Raw genomic sequence first — 15,589 nt, 5'->3', positions numbered from 1 at the left:
ACTAAATAATTAAAAAGTTGACATTGCGCTTATACGATGTGGCTACCTCATCGTAGTTTCAGGAGGGGGAGCCCTCCTTTTTTTATGTCTCTTTATCGAGAGCGAGGCGCGAGCAGCGGAGAAACCACTTCATTGAGTATGAGACTTTGATACATCAATAGGCCCAATAAAATAAATATCACACCTGCGCAGAGGCTAATTGCGATCCCCCAATAGGGAGACCATGTAAAGCCCTTAGACTTTACCATCTGAGTGGCTACATTTCGCATAGAATAGACAAACAATGCGATAGCGCAAATGGTTAAAGCGGTACCCACTGCCATGGCCAATGCTGCTAGTATTCCCCATTGATACACTCCAATAACATAAGAAAACAGCAGGACTAATAAAGCTCCAGAGCATGGCCTTAATCCCATAGATAGCACCACAATAGCTTGTGTTTTGAGATTGGTGTGTAATTGATGATGAGCGAGCACATGTTGATGCCCACAACCACAGATAGGCTCTACATTGGATGGCGGTTTAATTACTGCATTTGGCTTTGTGCTGTTGAGTACGGAAACCGACTGAATTTTTAACACGGAGGCCGCTTTTTTTTGACGAATTTTCCACCCTTGTCGCAGTGCTTTAAAACAACACAATACACCGAGTAGGATCACGAATGCATAGCTGAGCTTTTCACTGTATTGGCCAATCATGTGTAAGTGGCGAGTAGATAGCTGAAAGATAATTAAAATCACTGATACCAGTACGATAGCAACGAGTCCTTGAAGTAATGAGGCCAATAGGCTTAGGACAACACTCTGTTTTAGTTGGGTCGGTTGAGTGGCAATATATGTGGTAATAATCAGTTTGCCATGCCCTGGGCCAATAGCATGCAGTAATCCATATAAAAAACTAACCCCTATTAACAGCAATCCCGCGTGAAAAGGTTGCTCTTGAGTAGATTGCAGTAGTTCAGTTAGCGATAAATTGAGCTGACGTTGCCATATCACACTCGTTTTTAACCATAATGGCCAATATTGATAAATTTGATAACTGACACCTGCAATCACAACCAGTAATAAAACTGAACCCATTATTTTTAAACGAGATGCATTAATCGTTTGAATTACTGACATTGTATTTTTACCTTCTGTGCAAACTGTAGCCCCAGTGTTTCATCCTCTTCGGGGGATTGGTCAATATCCAAAGAATAGGCATAAAAACGTAGCTCATCGGTAACATCGGGCTCATGTAAGGTGATTTTACATTGTGTTTTAGGCACTTTTGCTGAGTGGAGCGCTTTTTGATCAGGGTAAGTCATACTGACAAAAAAAGTAGGGTCGTAGGTCATAAATTCAATATTGGCACCTTCAACTGGAATGGGGTGCTTTAGTTGTGCGGTGAATGAAAAAATGAGCTGTAATCCATCTCGTTGCAAGCGGTAATTGCTAGGTAATGTTTGAAAAGCTATTTTTTTGCCTTGCGAATAGAAATCGGTGAAATAGTTTTGGGCAAGGATATTTGCCATAATAGCAGCGGCTTGGGCTCGCCATTTTGGTTCGTCTTCTTTACTATTTTTAAGCTCATAGGCGATGTCTGCGGAAGTCATCGGATCCATTTTCCATGTAAATGCCAACCCAACAAATTGATGTTCTTTGATCTCTGGAGTAACCTGCATATCAATAAAACTATGAGGGTGAGCAAAGCTTTTTGTGGTGAATATCAAACTGAAAAATAGAAAAAATATATTGAATTTCATCATCATAGATTAAACAGGTATGGCGATAATGGTATTGAAGATTAAATGTTATAATATAACTTAATTTCAATTTGAAATAAATTCAATGATTATTTATCAAAGTGTATAGGGAAAGCGTGCCAACCATAAGGTATTCATTCAATACCTACTTCAGCGCTTAAGATACGAAAATATCATCTCTATTGCCCAGAAGTGTAGCTTCTCAGCCTAGATCATATTTCAGCTCTTCGACATAAATGGTTGGAGATCCTGAAATCAGTCAATATTGCGGATACCGTTCTTCAATTAATCATTAACAAAACCATTTAATATAAAGGGTTTTTTCTTAACAAAATAACAGCGATAATATTGCTAATGCTCTAGTGTGGACACTTCGTGGACACAATATGCTTTAAAGTTATAACTATTAACTCGTTACAAAGGAAAAGAGAACACCATGCCAGTGTTACATAACCAAGTTTCAAACAAAATTCTAAAAGAACGTATGTTGGCGGAGACGGAACCACGTACGACGATTTCATTTTATAAGTATTTTAATATCCAAGATCCTGATGCATTCAGAGACAACTGGTACAAACAATTTAAAGAGCTGAATGTTTTTGGGCGTGTTTACATTGCGAAAGAAGGGATTAATGCGCAAATCAGTGTACCTGAATCTCATGTTGAAGCGCTACGTGAACTCATTTATACCACCAGTCCAGAGCTAGATAATTTACGTCTGAATATTGCTATTGATGATGATGGTAAATCTTTCTGGGTTTTACGCATGAAAGTGCGTGAGCGAGTGGTTGCTGACGGTATTACTGATGAGTCATTTAACCCTGCGAATACTGGGAAGTATCTCAAAGCTCATGAAGTTAATGAGATGATTGATGATCCTGAGACCATTTTTGTTGATATGCGTAATCATTATGAGTATGAAGTTGGTCATTTTGAAAATGCGCTTGAAGTGCCTTCTGATACCTTTAGAGAGCAACTTCCAATGGCAGTTGAAATGCTACAACAACAAAAAGATAAAAATATTGTGATGTATTGCACGGGCGGTATTCGTTGTGAAAAAGCCAGTGCTTATATGTTGCATAATGGCTTTAAAAACGTTTATCACGTTGAAGGCGGTATTATTGAGTATGCACGCAAGGCGAAAGAGCAAGGTTTGCCATTACGCTTTAAAGGTAAAAACTTTGTGTTTGATAACCGTATGGGTGAGCGGATCACTGAAGATATGCTAGCGAATTGTCATCAGTGTGGTGAGCCGTGTGACTCGCATACTAACTGTCGTAATGATGGCTGCCATTTATTGTTTATTCAATGCCCTTCATGCGCTGAAAAATATGAAGGCTGTTGCAGCAGTGCATGTACAGAAGAAATGAAACTGCCAGAAGAAGAGCAACGCGCTCGCCGTGCAGGGCGTGAAGTGAGTAATAAAATATTTAATAAATCACGTCATCGTTTATCCGATGGTTTGTTAAATAATGATAAGTAATTCATATAAATAAAAATATTTATTTTCAGCCCCAATAGTTGTTTAACCAATTATTGGGGCTTTTTTTAATATAAATATTTAAAAATATTATAAATAAAAAATAGTTCAATGCGATTTTTTACATAAACTTTTGATGCAATATGTCTTTTTTGTGAATAAACCGTACTGTTACTGATCCCCAACTTTTTTGAAATAATATGATTAGGTGTTTCATTCATCCAGCTGTTGATTATACACTGTTCTTTTAATGTAAATATTGAAGAATTCGTATTATTGGTTAATTTTATAGTTTCTTCGATTTGCTCGGATTCGTTGATCACTTTATTTAATGTCGGAATAATAATCTTCTTAGACATAATGAAGTAATTATTCTTTAATAACAATGGTTTATCTGATATTGGGTAAGTTGCGTTAATATAAATATAAAATCTTATCTCATTTGAAGTATTTAATAGTTTTTTTAAGGCTAAGCAAAAATGAGAATGATGACAATAGTAGGTTAAATTAACCAGTATAATGGTTGGCTTGCAATTGTTAATACAGTTAATCGCTTCTTTTATACAGCCTACGCTAATAAATTCTAATTTCTTATTAGAAGATAAATATTCAGTAATGCCGACACGAGTATAATAACATTCATCAATGACTAATATTTTCATAAGGAACATCCTTGTTCGAAAAGAATATTACAATAAATTGGAATGGATGCTGAAGTCAATAAGTGAATTATAAATTACGATTAATTGCTCTTATTTTTTTATAATAAAGCAATAATTTTAAATCATATCATTATAAATAGCATAAATTTATAATATGATTGAATTATATAAGAGTAAATATAATTTAAAATGAATTAATGATGTGAATTATTAGAGGGTATTGACTAAGATTGAAAAAATATTAGGTTAATGGATATTTGGTATGTACCAAATATCCATTACTTTCACTAGTGCGTCTTAAAACCTGGTTCTACATAATCGCCGGATTCTATTTTATCAATACCGGCCTGTAGAATATTAATCAGTTGTCTGGCTACATCGGTTGTTAACCACATTGTTTTATCAACAATGGCATTCTCATTTTGTTCACTTTTTTCTGGGAGGTAATGCAAACGTAACATCATTGCATTATAAGCATCAACAGTACTGATGTCCCAGCCAACAACAGGGTGGGTCTGAATTACATCATCTTTTCTATTCATGTACACCTCCTAATCATACTGCGAGATAAATATATATCGATAACTGACTAAGGGCGAAAACTCATACGCAATGAGTACTTGTTAGTATAAGGGGATTTTGCTAATTGAAAAGGGGGTTACTGACTTTTTTATGCAGAAATAGCAGTTAATGCACAAAAACTTAACATATAATAAATAAATCAACGGGGAATAAATTCCCCGTTGAAAACATTTAATCGAGATTACGTATAGTCCAGCGAGAATCTTCGCCTGCAAGGAATGGGATTAGTTTATCATTACCACACTCAATGGTTTCTGTAGTGATATTTTGCTCTTTCGTTAACTGAATATAGCCTTCATTGACAGGTAAATTATAGAATTTTGGACCATTTAATGAACAGAATGCTTCAAAGTGCTCTAATGCCCCTAATTCTTCGAATACGGTTGCATAAGCTGCCAGTGCGGTTGGCGCATTAAATACACCAGCGCAACCACAAGACGATTCTTTACGGTGCTGGGCATGCGGTGCGGTATCTGTCCCTAAAAAGAAACGATCGCTCCCTGATGCCACGGCTGTACGCAACGCTTCTTGATGAATATTACGTTTGAGAATAGGTAAGCAATACAAGTGAGGGCGAACGCCCCCGACTAACATATGATTACGGTTAAACATTAAATGTTGAGGGGTCAGTGTCGCGGCTAAAGAACCATCAGCTTCTTGTACATATTGTGCTGCTTCTTTAGTTGTAATGTGCTCAAAAACGACTTTCAATTTAGGGAATGCCTTTCTGAGCGGCTCCATCACTTGTTCAATAAAACGCGCTTCGCGGTCAAAAATATCAATATCACTGGCGGTGACTTCACCATGGATCAGTAAAGGCATACCCGCTTGCTCCATGGCTGCCAGTACCGAATAGATATTTTTAATATCCGATACACCATGACTTGAATTGGTTGTTGCGTTGGCTGGATATAATTTACATGCAGTAAATACACCCTCATTAAAACCACGGATCAATTCATCAGCATTTGTGCTATCAGTTAAATAGCATGTCATCAATGGGGTAAATTGCTGACCAGCAGGAACAGCTTGAATGATACGTTCGCGATAGGCTTTTGCCATTTCAATGGTTGTCACGGGTGGGACTAAGTTTGGCATGACAATGGCACGACCGAAAAATTGACTGGTGTAAGGTACAACTGTTTTTAGCATCTCGCCATCGCGAAAATGAACATGCCAATCATCAGGGCGGCGAATAGTTAAAGTTGTTGTCATGAAACCGGCTCCGTAAGGGGGAAATAAAATGATGAGCGAGGTGCTGCTTAAGCCGGGACAGGATCTTATACTCGTCATACTTCAAGTTGCAGCGTTGTTGGCTGCATTTATTCGTACTAGTCACATAGTTTTCTATGCTCCCAGCGACTCATTCACTTGCCGCCTAGCCGCACCTCGAATTATTTAGAGTATAAAGCGACGATGATAAAATATCTATGTTAATTAATGATTATCTTGCTAGGCAGTGAAAATGGTTGGTAACACGCTAAGGATATATAATTAAAAGGGAAATAAATGGAATAACGATATAGACGGGGATCTTTAAGTTGGCTCCTCCAGCTGGACTCGAACCAGCGACATACGGATTAACAGTCCGCCGTTCTACCGACTGAACTATGGAGGAACTCCTTAAAGCGAGACGAATATTAGCCTTACCGATGTGAAATGTCAAAGAAGAAACCACAATAAAAGTTTGATTGCCTGTTATGTGATCGAATCGATGCAAGTTTCACCGAAAGGCAATATTTAAGGTGATTAAGAGGGGGGAGAGGGAAAAGGTAAGCCCATAAAAGCAAAAAGCCTGCTATAAAAGCAGGCTTTTTAAATTTGGCTCCTCCAGCTGGACTTGAACCAGCGACATACGGATTAACAGTCCGCCGTTCTACCGACTGAACTATGGAGGAATTGCTTTGTTCCTGAGAACGAGGCGCATATTACCCATCCTGCCGTTCATTGTAAAGCATAAATATTAAAAAAAACGTCAAGTGATTGCTAAATAAGCAAATTGGTGATTATGTCAGCGAAAAGTAGTCCTATAGCTATCATACTGAAGAACGATAGCCATAGGGGGAAACAATATTTAACGTTAATATCACAAATAATTAACAACAATGGATAGGCTATGATCAAAAAAACGATGTTAGCAGTTGCATTAAGTTCAGTTATTTCAGGGGCTACATTTGGTGAAACCAATGAAAAACCTAATGTTCTCATTATTATTGCTGATGATATGGGCTATTCAGACATAAGCCCATTTGGTGGGGAAATTCCAACGCCAAATTTACAAGAGATGGCTGATCAAGGCGTTAGAATGAGTCAATATTATACCTCGCCTATGTCAGCTCCTGCTCGTTCAATGTTGATGACTGGGGCAACCAACCAGCAAGCAGGAATGGGGGGAATGTGGTGGTACGAAAACACGGTCGGCCAACCAGGTTATGAATTACGTTTAACTGATCGTGTCGTCACGATGGCGGAACGTTTTCAAGATGCGGGTTATAATACTTTAATGTCAGGTAAATGGCATTTAGGTTATACCAAAGGCGCTAGACCGACAGATAGAGGATTTAATCAAGCATTTGCTTTTATGGGAGGAGGAACTAGCCACTTTGATGATGCGATGCCTTTAGGCACCGTAGAAAGTTTTCATACCTACTACACATTAAATGGTGAAAAGACGTCATTACCAAGCGATTTTTACTCAAGCAAAAACTATGCTCAGCAGCTTGAGCAGTGGATTAAGCAGACACCTAAAGATCAGCCCATATTTGCTTACCTTGCATTTACCGCTCCTCACGACCCAATCCAAGCCCCTGATGATTGGATCAGTAAATTTGATGGCCAATATGATGAAGGATTTGGCAAAGTCTATCGCCAGCGTATCAATCGATTGAAGGAGCTTGGTATTATTAATGATAAAACGCCAATGCCCGAGCTTGATCTTGATAAAGAGTGGGAACAGCTGACTTCTGAAGAAAAACGTTATGCGGCTAAAACCATGCAAGTTTATGCGGCGATGATTGCCTATATGGACGATCAGATTGGTGGCGTGATCAATACACTCAAAGAAACAGGAAGAGATAAAAATACCATTATTATTTTTGCTACAGATAATGGCGCTAACCCTGCATCCGGCTTTTATTATGAATCTGAACCTGAATATTGGGAGCAGTTTGATAATAGCTATGAAAATATTGGCCGTAAGAATTCTTTTGTTTCTGTGGGACCTCATTGGGCTAATGTTAGCAATGCCCCTTATGCGAATTTTCATAAAACAACCAGTGCACAAGGAGGAATCAACACTGATCTGATTATCACAGGGCCGGGTATTGGCAAAGCGGGGAGTATTGATAACACCCCGATGGCCGTATATGACATTGCGCCAACGCTATATGAATTTGCCGGTATTGATGCAAATAAGCGGATTAAAAACATTCATCCACTTCCTATGTTAGGAACCAGTTTTAAATCTCATTTACTTGATAAAGCTAATATTAATTCACAATATTCATTTGGTGTCGAATTACATAATCAGGCGGCATTGGTTGACGGTGATTGGAAGTTAAGGCGCTTAGTTAAAGGTTCGCCAAAAGCAGAAATGGCACCATGGCAATTATTTAATTTAAAAGACGACCCTCTTGAAACACAAGATGTGTCAGCAAAGCACCCTGATATTGTTAAGAAACTACAACAGCAATATGAACAGTTTGCTGCGACAGGCATGATTATTGAAGCGAAGGGGGAAGCGGTTGATTATATCGGTGTTGATGAGTCGAGTGGTCATTATATTGGTATTGATCCGAAAACCAATAAACGTATTGAATCCGTACCAGTGAAATAAGGGGGGAACATGAAAATCGCATTTTATGACCCTCCGGTATTGCAGACAAAGCCATTAAGATCGGCGATCCCGTTTCATATACTGTTAAAGCCAGTTGGCGCTGGTTGTAATTTAAAGTGTGATTATTGCTACTATCCCCAATCCGAGCAACAAAAAGCGGTTCCGATGATAAAAGCGATGCTAGAGCCTTTTATCAAAAACTATGTTGCTGCTCAGCCAGCTTATAGCAAAGAAATCAATTTTGTATGGCAAGGCGGTGAGCCGTTATTGGCAGGGTTGGACTTTTACAAGCGGGCAGTATCATTACAGAAACACTATACCCCGCAGGGCGTGCGCATTATTAATACGTTGCAAACCAATGCAACATTACTGACTCCTGCTTGGTGCCGCTTTCTCAAACAACATGATTTTATTATTGGAGTGAGTCTTGATGGTCCTGAAGAGGTGCATAATCGTTATCGTCATAACCGAAAAGGAAATATCGGGAGCTACGATGAGGTCATCAAAGGTATTCGCTTGCTCCAACAATTTGAGATTGAATTTAACATACTGACTGTTATCCATGATGACGTTGCGGATCTTGGTCGGGAAATTTACCTTCATTTTGTTCAACTTGGGGGGCGTTATATTCAATTTCAGCCGTTAATGTTAGAAGGTGATGCTCTTGGGCAAGGTTTTACATTGAGCGCAGAGAATTGGGGTAAATTTTTAAATAGTGTTTATCAACAATGGCAACAACATCATCACCTTGGTAAGGTATTCGTGATGAATATTGAGCAAGTTTATAGCCAATATTTTACCCAAGTGAGTACTTCGTGTGTACATTCAGAACGCTGCGGTACAAATATGATGATGGAAACAAAAGGAGAGATTTACGCATGTGACCACCAAGCAGACCAACGCCATTATTTAGGTCTGTTTAATGGTGAAAAAGGATTGAGTGATTTTGTAAATTCATCAGTGGCATTGCCTTTTGGGCAAAATAAAAGCCGTCGTAAAGAGTGCCAACAGTGTGATGTGAAAATGGTTTGCCAAGGTGGTTGCCCAGCTCATGTTAATCAATCAGGCCGCAATCAATTATGTGAAGGCTATTATGCCTTTTTCAGTAATGTATTAAAGCCAGTAAGACAATATGCTCGCAATGCACAAGGTGTGCAGAGTTGGCGCAGAGAAGTGCTAGGTATCAGATAGCAAAAAGCCCGCTATAAAGCGGGCTTTTCAAATTTGGCTCCTCCAGCTGGACTTGAACCAGCGACATACGGATTAACAGTCCGCCGTTCTACCGACTGAACTATGGAGGAATTGCTTTGTTCCTGAGAACGAGGCGAATATTAGCGATATCACCTCAGACTGTCAACGATAAAAACACAAAAATAATTCGTTTGGTTATTGACTGTGCATTATGGTTGATTTTTATTCTATATTATTGATATTGCGCTTTATTCTGTGCCATCACTGTCGTTTGTGTTGGCGATGGAATTTCAGGATAGGCAATATGGTAAATATCATAAAACGACAATGTTCCTTTAAGTGCCATCAAACGGTTTATTTCTTGCTTAATTGCATGATTAACTTCATCTGAATCAAGGATTTTTTGAATAGAGGATGGTGAAACTTCTTCAGTGACGAACCACTCTCCATTATAGCAAACCCGCAGGTCAAGCACTCCAATATCTTCAAAACGATAAACTGGCTTAATATCAAACAGCAAAACAGCACCTAATATAATAAATAATAGAGTAAAGCCAAGCATCCAATACACGCCAAAGTAGGGCGCATAGAGGACTAAGATTGCCAATGGGATATAAGCGGCAACCATACCAATACATAGATAAGGATGGTTAGCGATGAATTGGCTGTTGAAGTAAGGTTTTCCATCACGTTTTTCATTTTTATTGATGGTATCCAAATCTTCTATAAGTATTTGTTTAATAATATCCATGATGTGACCGCTCTTTGTAAGACTTCTATGCATGAAGAGTATCATGCGTAAATGAAATTGTTATATATCAATTATGAAAAATTTTGAGTGTAATTGTTTCAGGGTAAGAATTATCTGACTGAGTGGTTGGGCGGTTTACCTTCATAAAACTTTAAATTATCAACAAAATGCAAAGTTTTTGTTAACCCAATTATCGGAAAAGTGACACAACCGAAAAAACAGCATTTTTTTAAGGGGGATCCATACAAAATAGTTGCTATTATCCTTAACTCATGAGTTAATGAGTATCGGCCTGTTTAGCAGTCCTATTTGATGTACGATTACTGAGTTATTGTGTTCGAAAGAGAGAGTTATCCCTGATAGCCTTTGACCGTTACGCTTCATCTTGGTTTTTTCCTGTTAAATAGTAGACTCCGGCCAATATATGCCGAAAAGGCAAGTTTTTTTTGATGTTATATAGGAAAAGTCAAATGTCCGACAAAATGAAAGGTCAAGTTAAGTGGTTCAACGAGTCTAAAGGCTTCGGTTTCATCACTCCTGCTGATGGTAGCAAAGACGTTTTCGTTCACTTCTCTGCCATTCAGGGCGCTGGTTTCAAAACTCTGGCTGAAGGCCAGCAAGTTGAATTCACCATTGAAAACGGTGCAAAAGGCCCAGCAGCTGCTAACGTAACTGCAATCTAAGCTTAATTGCTTAACTGATTTCTAAAGCCCGTCATTTTAATGACGGGCTTTTTCGTATCCGCTATACTCGATCCTGTATATATTCGTGACACTTCAAGTTGCAGCGCCTTTCATCAAGGTATGGTGATCACACTCATTCGCATTAGTTACTGCATTTTGTGATTCATTTGCTTACCGACTAACTGCATCTTGAATTATTTTGTGTATACATTTTTATTGGAGACTACCGCCTAATGAAAATCCATGACCGTGTTTATGTGAAAACAGATGGCCAAGAGCGCCGTGAAGGTAAAATCTTACTGATTGAGCCATTTAATGAAGGGGTTATGTATTTAGTTTCTTTGCCTGATTACCCTGGTGGTATCTGGTTTTTTAATGAAAAAGAGGGCGGAAAAGGGGTTTTTGTTACACCGATTGAAAATTAAATTTATTATACTCGTTATATTTCGAGTTCAATGGTTTGGTTGGAGTATAGCGGCTGGATTCATTCGCTGCTCATCACATGTTTATGGATATTCCTAACACCTTATTCACTTACCATCTAGCAGTACTTCGAATTATTTAGAGTATAAAAATAATATTAAGGCTTTACTTCATAAATTTAGCAATCTATACTTCTTGCAAATTTTCTTAGGAGATAATTACTTGGACAGTCAGAGTTGTAATAAAAATTTAAATTTACTGGCAAGTTATTAATTATCTATTCTATTAACTGCTTGCCACTAGTGACTAATAGGGTAGGCAGTATCCAGCGTTAACTCACTCGATACTCCTTTTTACAGTTGTTTACTATCAACAACTTAAGTTTTATTGCGAGTACAGATCATGAAGATCTACCTTTATTCATTATTTCCTCCAGGCAATAGCCAATAATTTCTGAATAATTATTTAATTATTCAAACTTAAGGTGCTATGGATTTAATTCCATATATTTTGCTATCCAAAATATCTATTTTTTGGAGGAATACTCATGTTATTTACATTCGAAATTTTAAATTTAGCTTCCGCAATGTGCTTAGGTGCTTTAATTGGCGCTGAGCGCCAATGGCGCCAACGTATGGCTGGTCTTCGCACTAATGCATTGGTTGCAACGGGGGCGGCGGTGTTTATTTTAAGTTCTGTAACGACATCACCTGATAGCCCTGGAAGGATTGCTGCGCAAGTCGTTTCAGGGATCGGCTTTCTAGGTGCAGGCGTGATCATGCGCGAAGGGATGAACATTCGAGGTCTGAATACAGCGGCAACACTGTGGTGTTCAGCGGGGATCGGCGTGCTATGTGGCTTAGGGCAATATTCTTTGGCGGTTATGGCTACACTGCTGATCCTATGCGCCAATATTTTATTGAGAGAAGCTGCACAACGTATTAATAAGCAGCCACAACAGCAAGCGCTTGATGTTGAACAGAGTTATAAGATCCGTGTTATGTGTCATCAAGGTGATGAAATACTCGTTAGGACACTGATTTTGCAAGCCATAAATGGATTACACATTCGCCTACAGTCATTAAGTAGTGCCGATACACTGAAACCTGAACAGTTAGAAGTTGTTGCTGAATTTTTAGCAACACCTGCGGAACAAAAAGAAATTGAAGCGCTGGTTTGTCGGATCAGTCTTGAACAAAGTGTCAGTGCTATCAACTGGAAAGTGGCATCAGAGTTACCAGCCTGATTGCTGAAGAACGATTAACTAAAGGAGCCAAAATGGACGATCACCCTCCGTCATGGAGAAAATATGGGAGCTATCTAACGATGAATAAAGATACTCGTCATACTTCAAGTTGCTGTATTGTTGACTTGGTTTATTACTCCAGTCACCTATCTGTACCTCGAATTATTTAGAGTCAACTTATTTTCAGTTAGATAGCGGTTATAAAAGCATCATAAGTGCTAGATAGAGATAAGTATCATGACTGAAATAAGGCATCAACGTAAAAGTGCTAAAGCACCCGTGCGCCAAAAATTCATTGTTGGTGAACAAGCAAGTAAAACAATGGAACAAGTGTTGAATGAATATCAAACTAACCTATTGGGCTTGTCTGATAATGAAGCATTGGATCGCTTAGTGACTGAAGGCGAAAATGAAGTCGCTCATGAAAAAGCACCACCGGCATGGAAGCAACTCCTTTCATCATTTAAAAATCCTTTCATTTTTGTATTAATAACATTAGCGATAGTGAGTTTCTTTACTGACTATCTGATCCCCGAGCGACAAGGTGAAGAAACTGATTTAACAGGGGTTATCATCATTGTCACTATGGTGCTACTGAGTGGATTGTTACGGTTTTGGCAAGAATATCGTACCAATAAAGCTGCGGAGGCACTGAAATCTTTAGTGCGCACAACTGCAACAGTATTTCGCCGTGATAATAAAACTGGGCGCTCCGTACGCAAAGAGGTACCGATAAAATGCCTTGTTCCCGGTGATATCGTGCTGTTATCAGCGGGAGATATGGTACCTGCTGATCTTAAATTGATTGAATCGCGAGACTTATTTATCAGCCAAGCGATACTTACCGGTGAATCAATCCCTGTTGAAAAATATGACACTTTAGGTGATGTAACCGCTAAAAGTATTGAGCCAACATCACCGACTGAAAATGAATTATTAGAGATGTCTAATATTTGTTTGATGGGAACCAACGTAACTAGCGGTACAGCAAGAGGGATTGTGGTTGCGACGGGGGGGAAAACATACTTAGGTTCATTAGCCAAGTCAATTGTGGGTAGTCGCGCGCAAACGGCGTTTGATCGCGGTGTTAACAGTGTGAGTTGGTTACTGATCCGTTTCATGTTAGTCATGGTACCGATTGTTTTACTGATTAATGGTTTTACAAAAGGTGATTGGTTTGAAGCAACCTTGTTTTCCCTTGCCGTGGCTGTTGGACTAACACCAGAAATGCTCCCGATGATTGTCAGTTCAAACTTAGCCAAAGGGGCTATTGCCATGTCTAAACACAAGGTGATAGTCAAAAGGTTGAATGCTATTCAAAACTTTGGGGCGATGGATGTTCTGTGCACAGATAAAACGGGGACATTGACACAAGATCGGATCATATTAGAGCATTATCTTGATAGTGATGGGCAGAAAGATAATCAAATTTTGCAACTGGCTTGGTTGAATAGTTTTAATCAAAGCGGTGCAAAAAATATGATGGATCAGGCGATTATCCGTCGAGGAAGAGGAAAAGATGATATCGAACATCTACGGGCGTATCAAAAAATCGATGAGTTACCTTTTGATTTTGTACGTCGCAAACTCTCCGTTACAGTCAGAACGCCGGAGGGTGACGCACTATTGATTTGCAAAGGTGCGGCAGAAGAGATGTTAGCTGTATGTACTCACTATCAGCAAAATGGTCAATCTCAACTATTGGATCAGCAAGCTAGAGAACACATCACTGAATTAGTGAGTGACTATAATCGTCAAGGTTTTCGAGTGTTATTGCTTGCTACTCGTGTATTAAATAATGATGAGGCAAGTTTACCTCTTTCTGCTTTAGCTGAGGAACAGCTCGAATTACGTGGTATTTTGACTTTCCTTGATCCCCCAAAAGAAAGTGCAATTGCTGCAATTGCGGCGCTGCGTGAAAATGGTGTGACGGTAAAAGTATTAACGGGTGATAATGCGGTTATTACCGAAAAAATTTGTCATGATGTTGGCTTAAATATCAGTGAAATTATGACGGGTCTTGAGGTTGAAGCATTATCTGATGAACAACTAAAGCAAAAAGTTGAACAGGTATCCGTATTTTGTAAGCTAACGCCGTTACAAAAATCGAGAATTTTAAAATTACTACAAGCAAATGGTCATACCGTTGGGTTCTTAGGTGATGGTATTAATGATGCACCTGCATTACGTGATGCCGATGTGGGTATTTCCGTTGATACAGGCACTGATATTGCCAAAGAGTCCGCAGACATTATTTTGTTAGAAAAAGATTTAATGGTTTTGGAGCAAGGTGTTATTAAGGGAAGAGAAACCTTTGGTAATATCATCAAATATTTGAATATGACCGCTAGCTCTAATTTTGGTAATGTGTTTTCAGTTTTAATTGCAAGCGCATTTATTCCTTTTTTACCCATGTTAGCTATCCATCTATTAGTGCAAAATCTGTTGTATGATATTTCCCAATTAGCATTACCTTGGGATAAAATGGATAAAGAATTTTTAAAACGTCCACGTAAATGGGATGCTAAAAATATTGGTCGTTTTATGGTGTGGATAGGACCCACATCGTCGATATTTGATATTACTACCTTTGCATTAATGTGGTATGTATTCCAAGCAAATAGTGTTGCACATGAAGCGTTATTCCAATCGGGTTGGTTTGTCGAAGGATTATTATCACAAACATTAGTGGTTCATATGTTACGTACACAGAAAATTCCTTTTATTCAAAGTACTGCGGCATTACCGGTATTATTAACAACAGGGCTAATTATGGCACTTGGTTTATATATTCCATTCTCACCATTCGGTGCAATGATTGGCCTACAACCGTTGCCTATTGAGTACTTCCCATGGTTAGTATTAACCTTAGTCAGTTATTGTGTCGTTGCTCAACTTATGAAACAGTTTTATATAAAACGTTTTGGAACTTGGTTGTAATATATCGATATATGATATAAGCGAAAAACAGTAAGGCAATATAGATTGTCTT

At 38.6% G+C, this 15,589-nt stretch carries 13 protein-coding genes and 3 tRNA genes; 7 read left to right on the top strand and 9 right to left on the bottom strand.

The annotated features are described in order from the left end of the window. Positions 1 to 92: 92 nt before the first annotated feature. Positions 93 to 1,121: a nickel/cobalt transporter gene (locus tag M1E96_RS13665; RefSeq protein ID WP_337979446.1), complete on the bottom strand. Its 1,029-nt coding sequence runs from the start codon at positions 1,119 to 1,121 to the stop codon at positions 93 to 95. Beyond that, positions 1,112 to 1,744 (bottom strand): DUF1007 family protein, encoded by a 633-nt coding sequence (locus M1E96_RS13660; protein ID WP_349489918.1) that lies wholly within the window; start codon positions 1,742 to 1,744, stop codon positions 1,112 to 1,114. The genes M1E96_RS13665 and M1E96_RS13660 overlap by 10 nt, the downstream gene beginning before the upstream one ends. 436 nt (positions 1,745 to 2,180) lie before the next feature. On the opposite strand from M1E96_RS13660, the gene M1E96_RS13655 reads away from it, so the two are divergent. Further along, on the top strand, positions 2,181 to 3,227 hold the full coding sequence (locus tag M1E96_RS13655) for a rhodanese-related sulfurtransferase (RefSeq protein WP_070924808.1): 1,047 nt from the start codon (positions 2,181 to 2,183) through the stop codon (positions 3,225 to 3,227). Positions 3,228 to 3,292: 65 nt separating this feature from the next. Here M1E96_RS13655 and M1E96_RS13650 read toward each other — a convergent pair whose 3' ends face one another. The 5 genes from M1E96_RS13650 to M1E96_RS13630 form a co-directional block, all read right to left on the bottom strand. Then, on the bottom strand, positions 3,293 to 3,886 hold the full coding sequence (locus M1E96_RS13650; RefSeq protein ID WP_272580864.1) for a LuxR C-terminal-related transcriptional regulator: 594 nt from the start codon (positions 3,884 to 3,886) through the stop codon (positions 3,293 to 3,295). 287 nt (positions 3,887 to 4,173) lie between these two features. Then, positions 4,174 to 4,428 carry a biofilm formation regulator BssS gene (gene bssS / locus M1E96_RS13645; RefSeq protein ID WP_070924804.1) on the bottom strand — a complete coding sequence of 85 codons (255 nt, stop codon included), beginning with the start codon at positions 4,426 to 4,428 and terminating at the stop codon, positions 4,174 to 4,176. Positions 4,429 to 4,639: 211 nt separating this feature from the next. After that, on the bottom strand, positions 4,640 to 5,683 hold the full coding sequence (gene pyrC / locus M1E96_RS13640; protein WP_070924802.1) for a dihydroorotase: 1,044 nt from the start codon (positions 5,681 to 5,683) through the stop codon (positions 4,640 to 4,642). A 327-nt stretch (positions 5,684 to 6,010) separates the two neighbouring features. Next, positions 6,011 to 6,086, bottom strand: a tRNA-Asn gene (locus M1E96_RS13635). Positions 6,087 to 6,290: 204 nt separating this feature from the next. Beyond that, positions 6,291 to 6,366 (bottom strand) — tRNA-Asn (locus M1E96_RS13630). A gap of 221 nt (positions 6,367 to 6,587) precedes the next feature. Here M1E96_RS13630 and M1E96_RS13625 point away from each other — a divergent pair. Next, positions 6,588 to 8,303, top strand: coding sequence for an arylsulfatase (locus M1E96_RS13625; RefSeq protein WP_337979969.1), 1,716 nt, complete (start codon positions 6,588 to 6,590; stop codon positions 8,301 to 8,303). Positions 8,304 to 8,312: 9 nt separating this feature from the next. Further along, the gene (locus tag M1E96_RS13620; RefSeq protein WP_337979444.1) at positions 8,313 to 9,494 is read left to right on the top strand and encodes an anaerobic sulfatase maturase; all 1,182 of its coding nucleotides are present in this window, start codon (positions 8,313 to 8,315) and stop codon (positions 9,492 to 9,494) included. Between the two features lie 34 nt (positions 9,495 to 9,528). On the opposite strand, the gene M1E96_RS13615 is transcribed toward M1E96_RS13620, so the two are convergent. Both M1E96_RS13615 and M1E96_RS13610 read right to left on the bottom strand, forming a co-directional pair. Next, positions 9,529 to 9,604 (bottom strand) — tRNA-Asn (locus M1E96_RS13615). 122 nt (positions 9,605 to 9,726) lie between these two features. Continuing rightward, positions 9,727 to 10,245: a YlaC family protein gene (locus tag M1E96_RS13610; protein WP_070924720.1), complete on the bottom strand. Its 519-nt coding sequence runs from the start codon at positions 10,243 to 10,245 to the stop codon at positions 9,727 to 9,729. 470 nt (positions 10,246 to 10,715) lie between these two features. Between M1E96_RS13610 and cspE the strand changes: the two genes are divergently transcribed. The 4 genes from cspE to mgtA all read left to right on the top strand — a co-directional run bounded on the left by cspE (position 10,716) and on the right by mgtA (position 15,537). Then, positions 10,716 to 10,928 carry a transcription antiterminator/RNA stability regulator CspE gene (gene cspE / locus M1E96_RS13605; RefSeq protein ID WP_008911725.1) on the top strand — a complete coding sequence of 71 codons (213 nt, stop codon included), beginning with the start codon at positions 10,716 to 10,718 and terminating at the stop codon, positions 10,926 to 10,928. Between the two features lie 233 nt (positions 10,929 to 11,161). Next, positions 11,162 to 11,353 carry a protein DsrB gene (gene dsrB / locus M1E96_RS13600; protein ID WP_070924718.1) on the top strand — a complete coding sequence of 64 codons (192 nt, stop codon included), beginning with the start codon at positions 11,162 to 11,164 and terminating at the stop codon, positions 11,351 to 11,353. A gap of 545 nt (positions 11,354 to 11,898) precedes the next feature. Next, complete coding sequence (locus M1E96_RS13595; protein WP_070924717.1) at positions 11,899 to 12,597, top strand: MgtC family protein; 699 nt, start codon at positions 11,899 to 11,901, stop codon at positions 12,595 to 12,597. A gap of 237 nt (positions 12,598 to 12,834) precedes the next feature. Further along, positions 12,835 to 15,537, top strand: coding sequence for a magnesium-translocating P-type ATPase (gene mgtA, locus M1E96_RS13590; protein WP_140181545.1), 2,703 nt, complete (start codon positions 12,835 to 12,837; stop codon positions 15,535 to 15,537). Positions 15,538 to 15,589 lie beyond the last annotated feature (52 nt).

This window comes from Providencia sp. PROV236 (assembly GCF_033676985.1).
In the GTDB taxonomy this organism is placed as follows: domain Bacteria; phylum Pseudomonadota; class Gammaproteobacteria; order Enterobacterales; family Enterobacteriaceae; genus Providencia; species Providencia manganoxydans.
This window is presented reverse-complemented; position numbering and strand designations above follow the sequence as displayed.